This window comes from Variovorax paradoxus, assembly GCF_040544635.1.
Classification (GTDB): Bacteria; Pseudomonadota; Gammaproteobacteria; order Burkholderiales; family Burkholderiaceae_C; genus Variovorax; species Variovorax paradoxus_R.
This window is the reverse complement of record NZ_JBEPKJ010000005.1, coordinates 219,793-235,266: the sequence shown is the minus strand read 5'-3', so window position 1 is coordinate 235,266 and position 15,474 is coordinate 219,793. Positions and strand designations below refer to the sequence as shown.

Annotated in this window: 20 protein-coding genes; 2 read left to right on the top strand and 18 right to left on the bottom strand. The window is 61.0% G+C overall.

Annotation, left to right across the window (positions count from 1 at the left end):
* Window positions 1-73: 73 nt before the first annotated feature.
* Window positions 74-490 (top strand): hypothetical protein, encoded by a 417-nt coding sequence (locus ABIC94_RS10785; protein WP_354373005.1) that lies wholly within the window; start codon window positions 74-76, stop codon window positions 488-490.
* Between the two features lie 32 nt (window positions 491-522).
* Here ABIC94_RS10785 and ABIC94_RS10780 read toward each other — a convergent pair whose 3' ends face one another.
* On the bottom strand, window positions 523-726 hold the full coding sequence (locus ABIC94_RS10780) for a hypothetical protein (protein ID WP_354373004.1): 204 nt from the start codon (window positions 724-726) through the stop codon (window positions 523-525).
* 782 nt (window positions 727-1,508) lie between these two features.
* Entirely contained in the window at window positions 1,509-2,636 is a 1,128-nt protein-coding gene (locus ABIC94_RS10775) for a hypothetical protein (RefSeq protein WP_354373003.1), read from the bottom strand.
* Between the two features lie 480 nt (window positions 2,637-3,116).
* On the opposite strand from ABIC94_RS10775, the gene ABIC94_RS10770 reads away from it, so the two are divergent.
* Window positions 3,117-3,791, top strand: a complete 675-nt coding sequence (locus tag ABIC94_RS10770) for a class I SAM-dependent methyltransferase (RefSeq protein WP_354373002.1) — start codon at window positions 3,117-3,119, stop codon at window positions 3,789-3,791.
* Window positions 3,792-3,798: 7 nt separating this feature from the next.
* On the opposite strand, the gene ABIC94_RS10765 is transcribed toward ABIC94_RS10770, so the two are convergent.
* From ABIC94_RS10765 to ABIC94_RS10690, 16 genes are all read right to left on the bottom strand, one after another.
* Window positions 3,799-4,290 (bottom strand): DUF2514 family protein, encoded by a 492-nt coding sequence (locus ABIC94_RS10765; RefSeq protein ID WP_354373001.1) that lies wholly within the window; start codon window positions 4,288-4,290, stop codon window positions 3,799-3,801.
* Window positions 4,291-4,354: 64 nt separating this feature from the next.
* Entirely contained in the window at window positions 4,355-4,828 is a 474-nt protein-coding gene (locus tag ABIC94_RS10760; RefSeq protein WP_354373000.1) for a glycoside hydrolase family 24 protein, read from the bottom strand.
* Complete coding sequence (locus tag ABIC94_RS10755) at window positions 4,828-5,151, bottom strand: hypothetical protein (RefSeq protein WP_354372999.1); 324 nt, start codon at window positions 5,149-5,151, stop codon at window positions 4,828-4,830. Before ABIC94_RS10755 ends, ABIC94_RS10760 begins: the two co-directional genes overlap by 1 nt.
* The gene (locus tag ABIC94_RS10750; protein ID WP_354372998.1) at window positions 5,148-5,564 is read right to left on the bottom strand and encodes a hypothetical protein; all 417 of its coding nucleotides are present in this window, start codon (window positions 5,562-5,564) and stop codon (window positions 5,148-5,150) included. The genes ABIC94_RS10755 and ABIC94_RS10750 overlap by 4 nt, the downstream gene beginning before the upstream one ends.
* Window positions 5,565-5,594: 30 nt before the next feature.
* Window positions 5,595-6,482, bottom strand: a complete 888-nt coding sequence (locus ABIC94_RS10745; RefSeq protein ID WP_354372997.1) for a hypothetical protein — start codon at window positions 6,480-6,482, stop codon at window positions 5,595-5,597.
* A 63-nt stretch (window positions 6,483-6,545) separates the two neighbouring features.
* Entirely contained in the window at window positions 6,546-9,590 is a 3,045-nt protein-coding gene (locus ABIC94_RS10740) for a phage tail protein (RefSeq protein ID WP_354372996.1), read from the bottom strand.
* The gene (locus ABIC94_RS10735) at window positions 9,590-9,985 is read right to left on the bottom strand and encodes a DUF6950 family protein (protein ID WP_436317982.1); all 396 of its coding nucleotides are present in this window, start codon (window positions 9,983-9,985) and stop codon (window positions 9,590-9,592) included. Before ABIC94_RS10735 ends, ABIC94_RS10740 begins: the two co-directional genes overlap by 1 nt.
* Window positions 9,985-10,563 carry a hypothetical protein gene (locus ABIC94_RS10730; RefSeq protein ID WP_354372994.1) on the bottom strand — a complete coding sequence of 193 codons (579 nt, stop codon included), beginning with the start codon at window positions 10,561-10,563 and terminating at the stop codon, window positions 9,985-9,987. The genes ABIC94_RS10735 and ABIC94_RS10730 overlap by 1 nt, the downstream gene beginning before the upstream one ends.
* Entirely contained in the window at window positions 10,560-11,156 is a 597-nt protein-coding gene (locus tag ABIC94_RS10725; RefSeq protein ID WP_354372993.1) for a hypothetical protein, read from the bottom strand. The genes ABIC94_RS10730 and ABIC94_RS10725 overlap by 4 nt, the downstream gene beginning before the upstream one ends.
* Window positions 11,153-13,258, bottom strand: a complete 2,106-nt coding sequence (locus tag ABIC94_RS10720; RefSeq protein WP_354372992.1) for a hypothetical protein — start codon at window positions 13,256-13,258, stop codon at window positions 11,153-11,155. The genes ABIC94_RS10725 and ABIC94_RS10720 overlap by 4 nt, the downstream gene beginning before the upstream one ends.
* On the bottom strand, window positions 13,255-13,482 hold the full coding sequence (locus ABIC94_RS10715) for a phage tail assembly protein T (RefSeq protein ID WP_354372991.1): 228 nt from the start codon (window positions 13,480-13,482) through the stop codon (window positions 13,255-13,257). Before ABIC94_RS10715 ends, ABIC94_RS10720 begins: the two co-directional genes overlap by 4 nt.
* Window positions 13,483-13,499: 17 nt before the next feature.
* Window positions 13,500-13,883, bottom strand: a complete 384-nt coding sequence (locus ABIC94_RS10710; RefSeq protein ID WP_354372990.1) for a hypothetical protein — start codon at window positions 13,881-13,883, stop codon at window positions 13,500-13,502.
* Window positions 13,880-14,350, bottom strand: coding sequence for a phage tail tube protein (locus tag ABIC94_RS10705; RefSeq protein WP_354372989.1), 471 nt, complete (start codon window positions 14,348-14,350; stop codon window positions 13,880-13,882). Before ABIC94_RS10705 ends, ABIC94_RS10710 begins: the two co-directional genes overlap by 4 nt.
* A gap of 69 nt (window positions 14,351-14,419) precedes the next feature.
* Window positions 14,420-14,782, bottom strand: a complete 363-nt coding sequence (gene gp17 / locus ABIC94_RS10700; protein WP_354372988.1) for a tail completion protein gp17 — start codon at window positions 14,780-14,782, stop codon at window positions 14,420-14,422.
* Complete coding sequence (locus tag ABIC94_RS10695; RefSeq protein ID WP_354372987.1) at window positions 14,782-15,267, bottom strand: HK97-gp10 family putative phage morphogenesis protein; 486 nt, start codon at window positions 15,265-15,267, stop codon at window positions 14,782-14,784. Before ABIC94_RS10695 ends, gp17 begins: the two co-directional genes overlap by 1 nt.
* Window positions 15,260-15,469, bottom strand: a complete 210-nt coding sequence (locus ABIC94_RS10690) for a hypothetical protein (RefSeq protein ID WP_354372986.1) — start codon at window positions 15,467-15,469, stop codon at window positions 15,260-15,262. Before ABIC94_RS10690 ends, ABIC94_RS10695 begins: the two co-directional genes overlap by 8 nt.
* Window positions 15,470-15,474: the final 5 nt, after the last annotated feature.

Below are 15,474 nucleotides of genomic sequence, written 5' to 3'. Positions count from 1 at the left end.
GCTCTGGAAACTACCAAGCAGCCCAATCGTAACCAAGCGTACGATCAATGTGAAATTATCACATTTGAGCCCAATGACGAATGATTTAGTTCACAACGAAGCGTCCTCCGATGTGGGGGAAAGGATCGCTGCGCTCAACGCGGTCGTGAGACAGCTCTCTGAAGACGCTCAGTGGCTGCGCGAGGAAGCCAAGCGCCTTCGAATCCAGCACGCCCGAACTCGTCTAGGGAGTCGGATGCCGCTGTGGTTTTTGCTGCAACTGCAGCTTGAAGAGCTTCCTGTTCGGGTCTTCGAACCTGAAGAAGTCCGATACGTCTCGGTGCTTACAGCGACGGGTCTGGTCGAAGCCGAGATTGGCGCCTTGGAGGCCACCGCCCGGTACACCCCGTCACGGGCGGCCACCGTGACGCGCATCACGGAACATGGGCATGCCGAGATCGCAAGGATCGAGGACATGCCAGAGCCTGCGCCAGCTTCAACTGCTGCCTGACCCGGACGCGGGCGATATGACCTCCAGAGGAATTAAAGGCCTTTTGAGGCGACCTGCTGTTCAAGCGCCTCATTCACGATCTTTAACTTTTCCTCGGCTGCCTTGAGCTTGTCTTTGAAGAGTCGATCAGCCCCATGCGCTTTGATTTCTCGTATCCGTAGCCGGCGCCCTAGCGCAGCCGAGGCGGCTGTCCAGTCGCCTTCGAGTAAATCCACCTCGATGCGAATGTTGGACACGGCAGAAACACAGATCGTGTTGTCTTGGGCGGTAAGTCGTCCAAAGGGTATGTGCCCCTGAAGAAGAAATCCGACGCCAGGCGAGGTCCCCAAGGGTGCCCCCTGGAACTGCCACCTGAACGCCTCGGTGACATCGTACCTACCCGGCCCAATGCGATGAATTTGCGGCGCACGCTCGTGGGTTGGCATTTCGCCACGCTGTGTGTTGTCGCCAACCCAATTGATGCTTGGAACCTTGACGAGGACGCACCCCACTGGTTTGTGCTCCGGCCGGCCGCCGCAAAGGACGTGTCATGCGAGTGAAGATGAGACCCCGTTACCGCGGCGGCACCCGGTTGAGCAAGCGGGAGTTCGTTGATCAGCCGTGGCTGTGTGGAATGCTGACACTGCGGACCGTGGAAGGAAGGGACCAGTTCGGCCTTTGGGAGGCGCGCCCAGACACCATGCCGCCACCTTTGGGCATCCTCTGGCGCCCCAACGTGGTCGCCTGCGCATTCGACACCATCAGCTTTGCCGGGACTGAGCAGGTCAACGGACGATGGTGTTACCAAGTCTGGTACTGCGAGGTGCACAGCTTGCCTGGCGCCCTCTCGCTAAAGCTGCTGGAGGCTGCTGCGGCGACAAACCATGAGCCAAGTTGAACCGCCCATCGATTTCCGCGAGTCGGCACGCTCCGTAGCGCTCAGGCCAAAGCACAGCTCAGGTTCGCCACCAATGAAAAAGCCCCCTCGCTTAGATGCTGGGGGCCTTTGCGATCGGAAGAGGGAATTACTACCTCACTCTCACCATCTCCAAACGGGATATGGAGGGATCGTCACATTTATGGGCCGATTGTCCACCTGAGGAATCGAGTAAAGAACCATGGGCACAGCCGAAGGACTTGTGTTCGGTGCCATGCCAAAATTATGGTCACCACTGCCGCCATAGCCAACTGTCCATAGACTGCCGGTATTGGCTTGGAACGCGATTTGATACGTGTCCAGAGGCATACCGATCACGCCTGTGACGGTTCCCCCGATCTGGACCGTTGTGATGCTTGGACTTGTGCCAGCCCTCATTCCCACACCCCAGTTTTTCGCGCCTCCATATCCGGTCGTATACAGATTGCCGTTGTTGGCCTGGAAGGCGGTGATGCTCGCACCAATGGCCAAGGTCGTAATGGACGGACTGGTTCCAGTCATCATGCCGAGGCCGGTGTCGCCTGCTCCGCCATATCCGACAGTAAACAGATTACCTGTATTCGCCTGAACTGCGACTTGGAACTCATTCCCAAGGGCGGTGATGCTCGGACTCGTGCCCACCATCATGCCCAAGTTCCAATCCTTCGTTCCGTAAAATCCGGTGGTGAATAGATTGCTTGTATTCGCTTGGAACGCGGTAACGGTTGCACCGTTATAGAGAGTTGTGATGGATGGGCTGGTGCCCCGCATCATTCCCATGCGGGTATCGCCGGCACCGCCCTCTCCAACAATCCAAAGATTTCCTGTGTCGGCCTGAAACGCTACCTGGAATCCGTTGCGTGTCGCGGTGATGCTTGGGCTGGTGCCAGCCATCATGCCGAGTCCCCAATCTTGCGCTCCACTGGGCCCGAGGATAAAAAGTTTTCCCGTGTTGGCTTGAAAAGCGGTAACAAGGGTGCCGTTTTTTAAAACAGTCGTGGATGGGCTTGTTCCCGGCATGACCCCGGCTTGTTTATCCCCCGCAGTGTTGTGCTTCAAAATCCAAAGCGAGGTCGTATTCGCTTGGGCGGCGAGAGGAACCATGTATTGCAGCGTGGGCGGCGGCTGCATACCGAGGTTGTCACTCACGCTAAATCCAGGTGATGCCTGCGATGAAGCTCCTGCTATTGCCGCCATGAGCGGCAGTGCACATTTCCATATGGAAATCGAACTGCGGATCGTTCTGATCATTTTCTTCCTTCTGAATGCGAGAGAGACCGGTGATGGAGTGACGCGAACAAGATGATCAAAAAGTTTTCAATTGCAGAAAAACTAATGCTTAACTACTCTGCACCTTAACTTGGATAAAAACGGTCATCATTACTGCTAGTTCGGCCAATTGGCGGTGAATGTAACAGATGCAATCAAATATTGAAATTCTTGATGGCAGGACGCGACTGATGAATGCGCGCGAACTGAGCGTGGAGCATCGCTGGCGCGGAACGTAATCCCTCTCACGCAAATTCGGTCTCATCGAGGCCAAGAGTCGATCGGCTCCCATGCGCTTCGATTTCTCGCACCCGTAGGCGCATCCACAGCGCAGCCCGCGCCTCCAGTTCTTTCTGGGGCGCCGGCTCTACAGCCGCCAGGGGCCGGCGAGCTTCGCAATCTCGGCTGGGGCTTTCCTCGTGCGGCCAAATAGAGGATGCTTCAACTCGAAGGAGCGCACCCATGAACAAGGTCAACTTCGATGAGCACGCAGAGAACTACAACGAGCTGCTTCGCGAGAGCGTCGGATTTTTCTCTGCAGACGAAGCCTACTTTGCTCGCTACAAGGTGAAGCTGGTACAGAAGACCACTCGCATCAAGCCCGCCAGAATTCTTGAGTACGGGTGCGGCATCGGTCGCAACATTCCTTTCCTGCGAGCCACCTTTCCGGAGGCGGTCGTCGAAGGCTCGGATGTTTCGCCGCTCAGTTTGGAACTTGCTCGCGCAGAAAACCCGGGCGTGCCATTCTTCCTTGAAGACGACGGCGAGATGCACGAACTGTTCGACATGGTCTTCGTCGCCAGCGTTTATCACCACATCCCGCCAGCGCAGCGGGAGGCGGCCACAGCGACGCTCGCGAAGCGCCTCAGACCTGGCGGCGAGCTCTACATCTTCGAGCACAACCCCTACAACCCCATCACGCGACGGATCGTCAACAACTGCCCATACGATGCAGATGCTGTGCTGCTCAAGCCCAGCGAGACGAAGTCCCTAGTGCGCAAAGCCGCGATGGCCGTCACGGCAGCCAACTACTGCCTTTTCATTCCGCCTAAGCTGTCGGCTTTGGCTTGGATCGAAAGCGGTCTGGGGTGGCTACCGCTGGGCGGTCAGTACTGGGTGCGCGGCACCCGCAATTGATCGCCGTTCACTTCGTCAGCGCGTCGTAGGTACGCTCGCAGGTGAGGCCGGCAATGCGGAGCCGGTCAGCGTACTCTGCCAACTCCCCCGCTCTGCGGTCAGCCCTGCCGAGCACGTCGACGAGCAGATCGAGGGCGTCGACACTAGGCTTGCCCTGGCTTGGGTTGATAGCACAGGATTGCGCGCGGGCTCGAACGGCGGCGCCGGCGGCTGCATCGCGCACCCCGTCAGAAGCATCACGAGCCAGGCGAAGATCGCCTTCGAGAGCATTGATTTTGACTTGGGCATCTTGAGTCTCCTTGGCGGCGACCGCGGCGCGGCGCTGTTCTTCAGCGCGCTGCGCGCGGTCAGCGAGCAGTCGGGTTTCGGCATCAGCCGCCTTCTTTTCGGCAGCATCTTCTTTTAGCTCGGCAACACGCATGGTCTGGAGTCCGAGCAACGCAAGCAGAAGTCCAACCAGAATCAGCTTCCAGTTGGTGAGCAGCCATGTCAACGGCATAGCTGGAACCTCCGAGTGCATTCCGAGGCGCAGTGGCCCTGCATGCCGCAGTAGGTGCACCACTTCATGACAGCGTCCCGCCGACGGCCACGTAAGCGGCGCGCAGCTTCTCGATGCCGTGCTCTGGCTGGCCGTAGCCGGCGCCAGGCAGGCTGGCCCAGATGTTGCGCACGCGCGCGACCGCTTCATCGAACCTGCCAGCATCAATGAGTCGCAGTGCGCCACGCTCCTTGATCAACTGAAGAGCCCAACGGTCTTGGGATTCAGGCCCGAAGTCCGGCAGTCCCAGTTGATCGCGATAGTGCTCCCAGTGCACGCGCATGTGCTGATAGCGGCCGGAAGCGGTCGAATACAACGAACCCTTGACTTGCTTGGGCTTCCGGTTCACGAAGGGGTGCTGTGAGTAGTCAGTGAAGACCTCGGGTCCACCGACGCCGGTGACGATCACGTCGTAGCCATCGTTCTGAGTGATCGGACTGGTGCTGGTGCCCTCGCTCACCGAGAGCATGTCGAGGAAGGCTTTGCGGTTTGCGTTCATTAGCGGATCTCCGGTTCGTTGCCGAGCGGGGCGTTGTCGGTAGCTTCGTCTGGCGCCACGTCACCAGCCCAGGCCCGCGCACTGCACAGCAGCACCACCACCAGGCCGTACGCGATGGCCACCATGCCTGGGCCGGGCCACTCTCCGGCCAAGGGAAGCATCGGGATCGCTGCCCCGATGGCCGCCCATACGGCGTACTCGATGACCACCGGCAGCCTGGTGTTCTTGGGCATAGCATTGAGGCGGCAGCAAGTGATGAAGATGAGCGCTGCGCTTGCCGGCCATGTCATCACCGCGCAGAGGCGTGCTAGATCCCAGTTCATGAGGACTCCCCTTTGTCCGCGTCAGGTTTGCCTCGGGCAAGGTCAATGGCGCGAAAGAAGATGCGCACGATGCTGCGCAACAGAGATGGCCAGTCGTCTCCTATCGCACCGATCAGCAACGCCACGGGAGTGATCAGCACGCGCTCGGTGAGAGAGCTGTAGTAGCTGCTGCCGATGCCTGCCAGGCTCACGGTAATCAGCACAGCCAATCCGGCGACCCGGAGGAAATACCACACGGCCACGAGGCGTGTTGTCTTCTCCCGGCGCTTCAGGGCGAACGATGCGCCGATGACCGAGGCGAGCACGATCACGATATACGGACCGACGACAGCGGCCACGTTGGGGGCGTAGACAAGGCCGGCCAGGAAGATTCCGAAGCCCACAGCATCGGTTACTGACGGCTGCCCGTTCATTCACCACCCCTTGGAAGTTTTTTCACCGCGTCAACCTTGGATGACAGCGTTGTGCTCGAGCCCCGCCGACCACGTCCCGGTGCCGCCAGACACATAGCCCAAGGTGTAGATGTAGTGGTAGCCCTCAGCAAGCTCAAAGACTTTTCCGCCGGCCGCGTAGCCGCTTGCAGTTCCCGCATACGCCTGGAACACCAGTGCCGGCATGGAGATGGTGGTGTTGCTGTCTAGCGCCAACCCTGTGAAAGTGAGCGCATTGGCCGTAGTGTTGGTGACGGTGGCGGCCAGTTGGGCCGAAACGCATGAATCACCCCACGTCAAAAACTCCATGAACGGAATGATTGGCGTCGGGGCGGAGGTAGCGATATTCACCGCGGAAGCGCTGGTCGCAAAGCAGCGAATCGGGCGCCGGTTCGCCCAGCTGATCACAAACCTCTGAGCCGCGATGTCGGACCATGCAGGGCCGCCGACGGCACGCACCAGGCCAACGAGCGTGCGCGTAGGGTCTGACGATTTCACCGGCACGCCCGAGGTCGTGTCGATCACATAGCCCGTGGCGGAGAATTCCAGCCCGGTGACAACTCCGGCTGCGGCGGTTGCGTAAACGAAGTATGAGGTGCCCGAGACCGCCCCGGTTGGCGCCAAAGTCACACCGGCCGCCGGAATGGCACAGTTGACGTTGTTCACCGTCAGGAACTTGCCACCGTAGCGGGATAGCAGAAGATTGGCGCCCGACTTCGTTAGTCGGTATTGCTGCATGCCGCCGATGCCGAGAAGGTCGCGGGCTTCGGCCTGGTTGCCAGTCGTGCCGAGCAACCCAGTCGTCGCATCGTAAAACTCACCGATGCCGGTTCGAAAGACCGCATTTGAAGGATTCGGGTAGGTGTCTGCAAGCGTGGTGCGTGCGGGAAATGCCGACATGGTGTTGCCTTTCGAAAATAAAAAAGCCGCCCGGAGGCGGCCTGAATCTGTAGAGGTGTGGAGCTAGTAGCCCTTGAGCGTGATGTCGGCTGTGGCGCCTGAGACCGCAGCCCCGGCGGCGTTGTAAGCCTTGACGAATGGGATCAGCGGCGTGGTCTTGGTGACCTGCAGCGTTTCTGCACCGCTGGCGTTGGCCTGCAACGTGGCCTGCACCGTCTTGATGTAGGTGAAGTTTTTCGTGTACGGAATCGCAGTACCCCCGGCATTGATGACCAGATCAGGAATTTCCTCTTCCATGTCTGGGGCATCAATGGTCAGCACCATCTGCTGCAAGATCCCACGATCCACGCCGGCTCCGATGGTCACGCGGAACTGGTAGACCTCGTTTTCGACCGCCAGTTGTCCAGGCCACGGCTGCCACTCTCCTGGGCCATCGTAAAAGGGTTCGGCATCTGGCCCGTACATCGGATCGGAGTCGGAACCGTACAACGAGCCAGGGCCAGCCAGGCGATAGTCGACATGAAGATCTGTGCCTTGCGTTTGAGTCGCCAAGGTCATGATTGATCCGGCAAGGGCCGAGTTGATCGAGATCTCTTCGGTCACATAAACCATCTGCCCATAAGCGCTCGCGTCGTAGAACGGATCAAGATCGGCGCCGTAGAAGCTCTGGTCGTCGGTGCCGTACAGAGAATCTAGTGCGTCCGCCGTCGGGTCTCCGGACACGAGCGTCCATCCGCTCTGCTCTCCCGCCTGGTAGGGCCAGCCCATGGCCTTGAAGTCCCACTGCTCGATGATGTTGGCAATCGGCGCATCGCCCAGGTTCATCACGATGTTGGCCGTGGCCTGTGACTGGTTTCCGCTCGTGTCCTGTGCCTTCCCCATGATCGTCACCACCCCGCCGGGCCGGGTCACAAGGTCATACGGCGATTCAGTGATCAGGCCGTTGTGCAGAGGCGCCGCGCTACCCCAATCGGTGTTGTTGCCGTACTGGAACCGGAAGACAAAGCCAGCCAGATCAGGCACGCGCCGCGGCATGGTCCAAGACATGACGCTTCCGGAGATGGTCAGATTCTCGATGTTGGGCGGTGGCGCCGTCTTGCCGATCACCTGGTGCATCTCTTCGAAGCTCCAATCGCTCACCGCCAGGCTGTTGCGACTGCGCACTCGGATCAGGACGAATGCAAGATCCTCCGCCCCCGTGAACTTCGCTTCCGTGCTGTCCCCCGGCACGACCAGGCTTCGATAGGATGGTTCTGGCAGCACCCGGTATTGAACCTCGATCTCGCCGCCATTGGCGATCGACTGATCAGCCACTGGCGTCCAAGTCACGCGAACACCGTTCACGACCGTGCCGTCGTTCTGAATGATGAGTTCGCCTTCCCCACTCGAAATGTCGGTGATGGTCGGAGGGTCGATGTCCCACGGCTTCGGAAGTCCACTGTTCTGCGCGTAGCCCTGCGGCTGGAACCCTCCGCCATACTGGTAGATCGCAGGGTTCGTTTCCTTCAACAGCACCTGCACCACGCCGCCTGCAGAGAAAGTGCGGCCGATCACCCGGAACGGCTTGCCAACCCAGCCATAGCGCGACAGCGTCACCGTCACAGTGTCGAAAAGTTCGACTGCATAGGCGGACATCTTCAGCGGCAGCGAGATAGTCAGAGGGTCGCGGCTGTCTCGCAACATGATGCCGGCGATGTGGAACGCCTGCCCGGCATAGAAGACTGCCGGCATCGTGACTTCCTGGGAAATCTCCGCACCATCGGCCGCAACCAGGGCATCCGCGCGGAAGGGCGTGATCGGAGTCTGTACGTAGTTGGCCGCCTCGTCCCAGATGCGGATTGCCACGGTATTGAACTTGTCATTTCGTGCGCGGTGTGGGCTGATCGAGATTCCGTTCTGAGAAGTGGAGCCGTCGTTCGACCGCTGCACAACTGCCAAGTCCTTGTCGAAGAAGTCCATGACGGGCAGCTGATAGTTGCCTGCGCGCACGAAGAACTCGCCGGCTGCATAGGCCCACTCACCCCCCATCGCCTGCGACATGTCATCCAGGACATCACGAGCAGCTGTCCCGAAGGGGAAGACGCACGATGCCCGGAACATTTCCACCATGTCCGTGCCGAAATAGCTGATCGGAAGGTCGCAGGTATTGGCCGCCGCGATGATCCGTGCATCCTCCGCGGCGGTCATGGCAGTGCGCTTGCCGAACTGCGGATGCAGCATGACGTGCCGCATCATCAACGCCGGGTTCTCGGTGAACTGAGTAGTGCCGGTCCGCGGGTCGTACACCTTGGCGCCGCGCATGCGGACGGTCACATTCGGAATTCCAGAAGGGAAAGCGGTGTCGTTGTACGCGAAGCTGCAGACCAGATAGGCGATGCCGGCGGCACGGTGTTCTTCGGTCCAGGCGCCGCCCAGCTGCTGGATAAGTGCCCCATCCGCGGCCTGGCCGGGCGATCCGAGGTGCCAGCGCACATGGGCGAACGAATTGAACCCCGAGTACTGGTAGTAAGCCGTGTAAATCCGGCCGGGCAGAAAGTCTTCGGTGATCGTGACGACATTGCCGGAGACGGTAAAGCCCGTGACTTCGGTACGCCCGCCCCCACCAACAAAGATTCGATCGATCCTGAGCGAGGCGCCTCCGTCGATCGGCGTTTGAGCCAAGACGGTTACCGCACCGGGAAGCGTTTGCTGAGTGCTGATCTTCGATGCAACGCCATAGGGCGCCGTCGTCACCTTCCCGTCAACATCGAGCGTGACAGGCTGATCGTTGAAATAGACCTGTTCGATGCCGTCGATCTCGTGCGACGCCACCGCGATGCACATGATGAACAACTCTTTGTACTGTCCGACACTGGTTCGGTAGAAAACATGCCCGCCCTTGCGCACCCGACCGAGCACGAGTTCTCGCGGCGCGACGGTGCCTGGCACGTTGGCCAGGCGGTCGACCTGTGCAGCGTCGAATTGCGCCCGCGCGAGTCGATCCGCCTTGCGCTTCTGGTAGCTCGAGAGCGCCAGCGTGCCTACAAGCGTGATGGCGTAGGCCGCGACAGTGGCCACACCGACGGAAGCTCCGATAGCCGTAAAGACGTAAACCAGTGCTTGTGGCATTAGATCTTCCAGGCCGCGAGAGCAGCGTCCATGCCAAGCGCGACCATGCCGGCGGCACCGGGCGCCGCGACGTTGACTCCGTTGCAGACACCCAGCATCTCCCGACCCACATTAATCACAAGCACAACGTCGCCCACCGCCGCCATGACAGGGGACACCGGCGAACCAAGTAGCGATGTGGCGAGCTGGGCCAAACCGCCGCCCTCTTCAGTCATGCGCGCGGCTTCGATGGCGCTGTCGTAGGGGGCGATTCCAACCATTGGGTTGACGCCAGTTATCGCTTCGACGGCAGTAGCCGCGAAAGAGCAGCAATCGTTCGAGCCCCACTCAAAAGGCATCGCTGCCCGCTGCTTGCCGAATTCGGCGAAGCGCATTTGCCAGTCCGGGAGTCTCATCACCGCATCGCCATGAAGAGCTGCTTGGTCGGCCAGACCACGGGGGTCCCGGCCTGCGAAGCGACGTATTCGAACGCCCGGTCGCCGGGGTAGAGAAACTGCTGGTCGGCGTTGCTGGTCGTGAGCGCGTTGCCGCGCAGCAGATCCACGGCCGAGCTTTCAGCGGTGACGGCGATGGAGCAGGTCTCCCCGTCCTCCTGGATGCTCATCGTGTCCATCCGGCCTATCCAGTCGATCGGCGCCTCGATGACCTGACCGACCGCGTCGAGAATGGCGAGCCTGATCGTCACGGGCGTGCCCTGCACGATCGCCGCGTCATCCAGCGCCAATGCCATGTATTCGATTGGTACGCCGGACAACTCGAACTGCAGCCCCTTCACCTCCCCGGAAGAGTCTTCGACCGCGCCAACGGAGCCGAGCCCGGCTGCGCCTTCGTACATCACGCTGTTGTAAGCAATGGGGCGGTTCGCAGAGTTCAGGGCGACTGGGAAGCCTGGAAACTCCATGTACACCAGCTGGACGATCGTCAGCATCGACGCATTGAGGGTGTCGATCGTCTGAGGGGCGAGCGTCCTCATACGATGGACTCCACGAAGTCGAGCGCCACTTCCGGCGCATAACCTGGGATGTACTGAACGGCCGACTGAGACGCGAGCCGAAACGGTGCAGTCGGCTTGTCCCAGATCACGGGCGTATTGCTCGGGATGTCCTTTCGCACGCTGTTGACCAATGGGACGAAGGGCATAAGGCCGGCGCCGTCGGCTGTCACATCCGACGCCACCTGCAGCAGCAATCCTGCGATGCCGATCATGTCGCCTGCCAGCAGGGTGGCTCCTGCGCCCGCGCTGCCGATGAAAATCGTCTGCGCGCCTGCGGAAATCGCTCCGCATGAAGGACTTCCCCGCATGGTGCCCCTCGGCTGCTTGCGGGCCCAATGGTAGAGGGCCACGGTGTTGGTCATGCCGCGAAGCGCAGCGATGAATGCCTCTACACGCGCGGCGTCGGCGTGCAGCCTGTTGGGCAGCGACATTGACACCATCCACCGATCGTTCAGCATGTCAATCACCTGCTCACTCCCTCCGAAGGGGGACTCGAACATGCGCTGATTCGTCTTTTGCCGCAGCGAGAAAGAATTCGGGCAGAGCCCGGCTGGAAGCGCGATGAGGCTCATGCGAGTGCGCCTCCGTACTGACGGCTGCGGCCGATCTGGCCAGCGATGCGGCGCTCGGAATTCGTCACCGCCTGCCGCACCGTCGCCTCTGTGGCCACGTCGCCCACGGTGAAGTTCTGAACAACCGTCACAGCGCCGCCGCCACCACCTAGCGCGTGGTTCGGGATGATCTTGCCGGCCGTATTGGGTACAAAGAGCTCGGGGCCGCGCTCGCCGACGATAGAAACTTTTCCCATTGGCGGCGAGCCCCCTTCAGCGAACTTGCCACCGAACAGCCCGCCGATGGCCCCGAAGATGCTGCTGAAATCGAATCCGCTGACGCCCTTGCCGATGGCCTCAGCCATGGGAGCGGTGAAGGCCTGGCGCAAGGTCAGCGACAGAATGTCTTTGGCGAGCCCCTTGAGCACGTCACTCAGCTTGTCGCCGTCAACGATGGCCTTCTCGAACGAACTGGAGAACGCCGCGCCGATGCTCTTGGCGAGGTCTTCGGTCTTCTTGGCGTCGTCCGCCAACTTCTCAGCGGCCCCTTTCATGCCCACCAGGTCACGGCGCTCGGTCAGCAGTCGAATCTGCTCCTGAAGCGCAGCTGATTCACGGCTCAGGAATTCTGTGTTGGCTGAGCGGACCAGCTGCTCCTCCTTGATCGCGATCGCGCTGCTGAGCCTGGCCTGCTCGATGGCGGCTTGCGCCTCGGCGTTTTTGCCGATGAGTTCGATCTCTTCGCGCATTGCCTTGTTGCCCTCATCCAGCGTCTTGACCTGCTGCTCCTGCGTTTGCATGTCCTGGAGCACGGATTCACGAAGCTGGTTGTCGAACTCAACCCGGCGCTTTTTCTCTTCGGTCAGCTCCTTGTTGGCGTCGATCTCGCGCGCGATGGCAAGCAGCGGTTCGGCGCTCTCGCCTTTCAGCAGCTTGAGCCGGCCAGACTGGATGTCGGCGAGCACCATGCCGGCGCGCGTGAGCTCTTCAGTCCGGCTGAGCTCCTTGCCCAGGTTCTCGAGATACTTCTGGTATTCCGACTCCTTAGGCCCGCCGGCCTTCTTGGGGTCCTTGACAGCGGCAATCTCGGGGAGCGATGGCGGCTTCTTCGTGCGCCGCGATACCGCGTCGCCGAAATCCTGTCCCGTATTCGCCAGCTCGATCTCGTTGCGCTGCTTCATCCGAAGCAAGGCCAGATAGCGATTCAACTCTTCGATGTCGCCTTTGCGGCTGTCGTTGGCACGAACAAGGGGTCGAGCCTCCTTGTCCATCTCGCCCTGCAGCTTGTCGCGCTCTGCCATGAGGCGCTTGATGTCCGCGCCGTTGTCGCCGGTCATCCTGCCGAGGCCGATCATGTCCTTCGCAGCGTCCTTGACGATCAGGCCGAAGCCGCCCATCTTCTTGATGTCGGCAGCGTTTCGAAGAAACTGGTTCAGCGCCGGCAGAAGGTCGCCGACGATCGAGCGTGCAGCTTCGGTGGCGTTCGCCTTCATGGCGAAGATCTGCTTGTTGAAAATCTCAGCGTTGGCTGCCTGCTCCGCGCTCACCGTGCCCACGAGTTCGGTCTTCTCGGCCAGATCCTTCAGCAGAGGCGCAACCTCGCGAATCGACTTGCCGAACAACTCCTGAACGAGCCGCGCCTTGTTGCCGTCGTCGGCGAAGCCAGCGAGCGCAACAGCGGTACGGTGCAGCGCCTCTGCCGGATCCATTCGCTTCAGTTCTTGGGCGTCCAGGCCCAGAGCCTTCAGCGCTTGCGATGCGGCGTTCTTGCCATCGACCTCCTTGAGCACATTGTTGAACTTCACGAGCGCGCCGGTGACGGTATCCATGCTGCTGCCGGTACGCATCGCCACGTCTTCAAGGGCGCTGATGTTTTCGATGCTGGCGCCGGTGGCATCCGCCACGTCGTTGAGCGCGTCCAGGCCGTCGATCAGTTGCTTGCCGAAGTACACGGCGGCGATGCCTGCCGCGCCAAGCGCCGTCCCCACCGCGGCACCGGCTTTCGAAACAGCGGCGTCGATCTCCTTCGCGCGCTTCTCCGCCTGTTTGGCGGCTCGGTTCAGGTCCGTTTCAAACGAGCCTGTGCGAGCGAGCAGGTCTACGACGATGCTGCCAATGGTCATGTTGCTTTTCTCGGTGGAGTGATGCCGGCGGCCTTGAACAAGTCCATGTCCGCGCCCGTATGCCCGGTGTCAGGTGGAGGCCTTAGCCAGTCCAGCTTGTCCTGCACGTCGCCGCCACCCAGGCTGACCGAGATGAGTCCGGCTGGGCGGTGATAGCGGTGGAAGTCGTCGAAGGGGTTTTCTCGGAAAAATGCGCCCCAGCGCTGGAACTCGGCCTGCGTCATGCAGGCCTGCCATTCCTCTACTGTTCGGCCGCCGAGGGCAAGGGCGAGGACGTGCCAGAACCAGTCGGTTCCCCCGGCGGCTGGGCTTTTCCCTTGGCGCCGACCCCGTTCACCGAGAGCACCGCCGAAAAGATCACGTTCGATGGGTTCGGCTTGAGCGTCGCGGCCTTCTCGACGGAGATCGCTGGCGATCCGTCGGCCTTGCACAGGCTGGCCGCGATGAGTCGCGCGATGCTGTTCGCGCGCACGTCCTCGTCGTCGGAGGACTCGTCCATCTGGAACTTGCGGAAGATCGTCGCCGGGACTTCGCGGAAGTGCAGGATGTGCTTGGTGCCGTCGGCGAGCTCGACCGTGCGCTCATGCACCTCGGGCGAGACGAAGAGGTTGTCGAATTCGTTCATGCCGTCAGCAGGTCCCAGAGCACAGGTCCGCTGCGCTGAATGGTGATCGTGCCCTTCCAGATGTCGTTGCCGGCCACGTCGAGATTGAAGTCCGCGACATATCCGGTGAAACGGGCAGAGACGCGATCGACGACCGTCTGCATCACTGAGGCGACGGCGGTCGGCACCGTGGAGGCATCGGAGCTGTAGATACCCCAGGAGACGCTCGCACCCGAAGCCTTGAGAGCAATCAGATCTTCGTGCGCCGTTTCACCCTTGTGGATGTTGAACGGCACAGTAACTTGCCCAGGAGTGCCGAGGCCGCCGACGAAGGTTTCGTCTTCGGTGTTATCCAGGCACGAGGTATTGATCTGGGAGCGGGCGCCGCCCAGACCGGTGATGCCAGTGGCGCAAACAACGCGCTCGACGGCGGTCGGGCCCGTGGCCCAGTAGAGGTCGGTGCCTTGTGCTTTGATGACGGTGCCCATGGTGATGGCCTTTCTTTGGTCGAAAAAAAAGGCCGCTCAATTGCGGCCTGGTGGTTGAAATCTGTCCGCTCAGCGCGGCTTGATGAAATCGAATGCGAAGCTGATGCGGTATCGCTTGGTGGTCTCGTCCTGGTCGTCCGCTAGGTAGGCAACCAGGTAGGCAGCCGGCTCGAGCGCAGCACGGACCGCAGCGGCGAGCGCTTCAATCTCCGCATCCCCGTCTGACCAACAATCGACCTGCACCCGGAAAAAGTCTGCGTCTGCACCCTGGAAAGTGTTTTCAGCGGTGCCGCCGGGCGCGCTCCATGTGACATAGGGGGCGGCCACGTCCTGTGGCGCCCGGCCATGGCGGTACGCGCGCACAGGGCTCGTGCCGATCAACGCAGTGACGGCCGCGGCGTTCTTCAGAAGAGGGAAGACCAGGGGCAGCATCAGCGGCCACCTTTCGAGACCTTGGCAATTGCACGATTGACGCCCGCAACGAGCTCTTGCTCGACAGTGGATAGGGCCTTTTCGCGCTCGCTCATGTAAGCCGGCGTCAGCCAGGGCTCGGCCTTCTGCTTTTCGGTCCCGATCTCCAGATAGCGGCCGGTGGCCACCGCCTTGGTATCGCGGCCCGCATACTTCTTGCGGCTGATCATCACGCGATACCGCTCGTTCGCGCCGCTGCGCTGCGGATTCGGGTCGCGGCGCACGACGACAGCGTTTTCAAGCGTCTTGGTGCTGGCGTAGCCGGCGTCCTCGGTTTTCTGCGTGATGCGGCGGATGTTCGCCTTTGCCGCCTTCTGGATCACGACCGCGCCTTTGCGCAGCGCCGCTTTCACCGGGCCACCTCGCTTGCTGGCGATTTCCGGCGGGAGGGCCTTGAGCTTGGCCAGCACGTCGTCTAGGCCGCGCAAGGTTCGGGTGTCAGCCATTCAGCCCGCCGTAGTTGGGAGCATCCGGAACATCGGGCTCTTCCTCGTGCTCGGGCTGCTCTTCAGCGTAGAACTCGCAACGCACAGTCACAGGCTCGTCGACGCCGAAGCGCACCTCGAACCACTTCGACGAGCGAGGGATGTTCAGTTCGGTCATCAGGAGGTCGCGCAAGTCGGCGCCCTGTCCGGCCATTGTCTTCATGTGGT

Bases quoted from the DNA above. Each gene is read 5' to 3' on its own strand.
- ABIC94_RS10785 (WP_354373005.1), top strand. From the start codon at position 74: ATGACGAATGATTTAGTTCACAACGAAGCGTCCTCCGATGTGGGGGAA.
- ABIC94_RS10775 (WP_354373003.1), bottom strand. From the start codon at position 2,636: ATGATCAGAACGATCCGCAGTTCGATTTCCATATGGAAATGTGCACTG.
- ABIC94_RS10770 (WP_354373002.1), top strand. From the start codon at position 3,117: ATGAACAAGGTCAACTTCGATGAGCACGCAGAGAACTACAACGAGCTG.
- ABIC94_RS10765 (WP_354373001.1), bottom strand. From the start codon at position 4,290: ATGCCGTTGACATGGCTGCTCACCAACTGGAAGCTGATTCTGGTTGGA.
- ABIC94_RS10760 (WP_354373000.1), bottom strand. From the start codon at position 4,828: ATGAACGCAAACCGCAAAGCCTTCCTCGACATGCTCTCGGTGAGCGAG.
- ABIC94_RS10755 (WP_354372999.1), bottom strand. From the start codon at position 5,151: ATGAACTGGGATCTAGCACGCCTCTGCGCGGTGATGACATGGCCGGCA.
- ABIC94_RS10750 (WP_354372998.1), bottom strand. From the start codon at position 5,564: ATGAACGGGCAGCCGTCAGTAACCGATGCTGTGGGCTTCGGAATCTTC.
- ABIC94_RS10745 (WP_354372997.1), bottom strand. From the start codon at position 6,482: ATGTCGGCATTTCCCGCACGCACCACGCTTGCAGACACCTACCCGAAT.
- ABIC94_RS10740 (WP_354372996.1), bottom strand. From the start codon at position 9,590: ATGCCACAAGCACTGGTTTACGTCTTTACGGCTATCGGAGCTTCCGTC.
- ABIC94_RS10735 (WP_436317982.1), bottom strand. From the start codon at position 9,985: ATGAGACTCCCGGACTGGCAAATGCGCTTCGCCGAATTCGGCAAGCAG.
- ABIC94_RS10730 (WP_354372994.1), bottom strand. From the start codon at position 10,563: ATGAGGACGCTCGCCCCTCAGACGATCGACACCCTCAATGCGTCGATG.
- ABIC94_RS10725 (WP_354372993.1), bottom strand. From the start codon at position 11,156: ATGAGCCTCATCGCGCTTCCAGCCGGGCTCTGCCCGAATTCTTTCTCG.
- ABIC94_RS10720 (WP_354372992.1), bottom strand. From the start codon at position 13,258: ATGACCATTGGCAGCATCGTCGTAGACCTGCTCGCTCGCACAGGCTCG.
- ABIC94_RS10715 (WP_354372991.1), bottom strand. From the start codon at position 13,482: ATGACGCAGGCCGAGTTCCAGCGCTGGGGCGCATTTTTCCGAGAAAAC.
- ABIC94_RS10710 (WP_354372990.1), bottom strand. From the start codon at position 13,883: ATGAACGAATTCGACAACCTCTTCGTCTCGCCCGAGGTGCATGAGCGC.
- ABIC94_RS10705 (WP_354372989.1), bottom strand. From the start codon at position 14,350: ATGGGCACCGTCATCAAAGCACAAGGCACCGACCTCTACTGGGCCACG.
- gp17 (WP_354372988.1), bottom strand. From the start codon at position 14,782: ATGCTGCCCCTGGTCTTCCCTCTTCTGAAGAACGCCGCGGCCGTCACT.
- ABIC94_RS10695 (WP_354372987.1), bottom strand. From the start codon at position 15,267: ATGGCTGACACCCGAACCTTGCGCGGCCTAGACGACGTGCTGGCCAAG.
- ABIC94_RS10690 (WP_354372986.1), bottom strand. From the start codon at position 15,469: ATGAAGACAATGGCCGGACAGGGCGCCGACTTGCGCGACCTCCTGATG.